This is a genomic window from Anaerobacterium chartisolvens, from assembly GCF_003337415.1.
Classification (GTDB): Bacteria; Bacillota; Clostridia; order Acetivibrionales; family DSM-27016; genus Anaerobacterium; species Anaerobacterium chartisolvens.
In genome coordinates, this window is the sequence record NZ_QPJT01000071.1 from 1 (window position 1) to 2,147 (window position 2,147).

A 2,147-nucleotide genomic window follows, 5' to 3' on the forward strand; every position below is an offset into this window, starting at 1 on the left:
ATTCTTCAGATTTTTTCCTTGCTGCTCTTGGCATTATACCCACCTCTTGGGTCTATTATATAAGATTAGGCATAATATGTCAAGAACAAATGTTCTAAGGGCAGGAGCGTCCCTAAGACTTCCGGACTTCCGGACTGGCCTGATATACTTCCAAAATCGCTCCGGATCATGATAAAAGTAAATTATTCTACCAGGGGAAGTATCAAAGCAATAATCGGTGCCCACAAAATCAAAAGCTGCCATTGCCTTTTCCAGATTTTCCTCCACACTACGATTTTCCTGCTCATAATAGAATGGCCCATGTTCAAAAACAATATACTCGGCTTCGGGAACAGCAATCATAAGCATTTGTGGTGGTACTTCGCCTTTATAATCAAAAGGAAGACGTACACCATAACACTCTGTACGTGGAATACCCCAATCGCAGAGTCTACCGTCCGGGTCATTAATATACGCCATAATCTGACCGCTGCCGCTGTTAGATTCGCTCCCGCCATCGTCATCTAATTTGCCCTTGATACTATCAAGTAAGCCGCAAATTGTTTCGCAGTCCTGTCCAGGAATAAGGCTTTGCTTTTGCCAAAAATCCCAATACCCATTACTCTCATAGTTTTTAATGTGCAAAAATTTGTGTGCGGGAATGGTTACAAAATAAATTTTAACATCATCTGTAGATTTCATCATGCCAATTTCTCCAAATCCGAAAAAGTAGCGGTCAAAAGGGTTTATTTTTGTACGAAGGGCGACAGGCATAGGCTTTTTTCGATATTCACTTGGAGTTACACCATATGTTCCCTTGAAAGCTCTGGTAAAAGCTTCATGTGATGAAAAACCATAATCAAAAGCAATATCCAAAATGCTTTTTTCACTATCCCGAACCTCTTTTAGTGCAAAGGCTAATTTTCTATGCCGCAGATAATTCCTAAATTGCATACCCGATATTTCCTTAAATTTTCTCGTAGTATGAAATTCGGAATAACCTAACTTGCGAGAAAGAAATCTTAGCGTTATTGCTTCGCCGTTACGATTTTTAATACTCTCGTCAATTTCATCAACGATTATTTGGATTTGCTTGTGCCACTCGTACATTTGTGTGTTCACCTCGTTTCAACCGCTCTATAGTCATTATAGAGTAATGGAAATTGCATTGCTTGATTTTACTTGCGGAAAAGAGAGGATATATTTTATTTCTTAACTCGCCTGATATAAATTTTCAACTCTTATACAACATCAAACACTAAGCGCAGATAAGGAAACTACTGCGCCTTAGACAATATCAACGTTATCATTCAATCATAATTCAAATTAATATTTTTGTAAATATTTGCTGAAAACATATTGACACATTCCAGCATAAAACATATAGCAGTCTTATTAGTGCTTAGCATTTCCAGCACGAGTATATATTTAGGAAGGGAGACTGCCGGACAACTAAATTGAAATTAAAGTTTACCGCCTGTTATGAAATTAATCAGAGGCGATCTGTTATTTGAATAACCCTAATTTGTTACTTGTATTTATACTTGAAATACTTGGAAATAGGGGAAATAGGGACGCTTCTGCTTTAGTTTGCATACAACATATAAATAAAGCTAATTTATTAAACAGCTGTGCGGGTAAAATTTATATAGCTAAGGCAATGCTTGTATATCTTGATTTTCCGACAATCTGCTTCATGCATAGCAGAAAAAGGCCCCTGCACTCTGTGCATGACCTATTTATAAATCATATCCATTAAAAGCTTATCCCATTTGAATTAATGAATTGAAAGCGTTGCAATACCGCATATTTTCCTTAAGCAGCTTGAACCCCTCATTTGATAGTCTGGATACTCCGCCCGCCGATATATTGCCTATATATTTGCATATGCTTTTATATGTATACCCGCACAGTGTCCTCATTATATAAGTTATGAAGGCCCTGTTTTTGCTGGTTTCCCGGCTGTGCTTCCTTCTTAAGCCTTCTTCAAGCCTTTCTCCAAGAAATCGGCCTGCCTTTTGTATTATCTCCTCCGGGGCTCTATTCCTCACAATATAGCTTTTCTCACTGCTATACACATTTTCGGTGTACGCCTTTATAATGCTGTCATCCACTTCCTTCATTATTCCTGTTTCTCTCATTGATTCGGTAAAAGCCCTGTACTTTTC

2 pseudogenes are annotated in these 2,147 nt (G+C 38.0%); both read right to left on the reverse strand.

The window, feature by feature from the left end:
* Nucleotides 1-126 precede the first annotated feature (126 nt).
* A pseudogene (locus DFR58_RS21550) lies at nt 127-1,089 on the reverse strand (helix-turn-helix transcriptional regulator); the annotation flags it as partial.
* A gap of 653 nt (nt 1,090-1,742) precedes the next feature.
* A pseudogene (locus DFR58_RS22065) lies at nt 1,743-2,147 on the reverse strand (hypothetical protein); the annotation flags it as partial.